Genomic DNA, 289 nt, shown 5'->3' with positions numbered 1-289 from the left:
CTGGTAAAACTCTGGCGCAACTGTTCCGTGACCACGGACTGCCCCCGACAGACGTTTATGCAATGGCGCAGGTAGAAGGCGCTGGCAAGCCGCTGAGTAATCTCAAAAATGGTCAAATGATTAAAATTCGCCAGAATGCCAGCGGGGTGGTGACAGGTTTAACGATAGATGGCGATAACGGTCAACAGGTGCTGTTTACGCGTCAGCCTGACGGCAGTTTTATTCGCGCACAGTAACGCCGGCTGCGCCTTACCCCGCCTATACCCTATTCGTTCAGGTGAAGCATTAC

At 52.9% G+C, this 289-nt stretch carries 1 protein-coding gene; it reads left to right on the top strand.

The annotated features are described in order from the left end of the window. The coding region (locus J4G32_RS21020) for a LysM-like peptidoglycan-binding domain-containing protein (RefSeq protein ID WP_281413603.1) at positions 1-236 on the top strand (236 nt) is incomplete at its 5' end. Positions 237-289: the final 53 nt, after the last annotated feature.

Origin of the sequence: Microvirga antarctica (genome assembly GCF_017921815.1) — a bacterium.
Lineage (GTDB): Bacteria > Pseudomonadota > Alphaproteobacteria > Rhizobiales > Beijerinckiaceae > Microvirga > Microvirga antarctica.
This window is presented reverse-complemented; position numbering and strand designations above follow the sequence as displayed.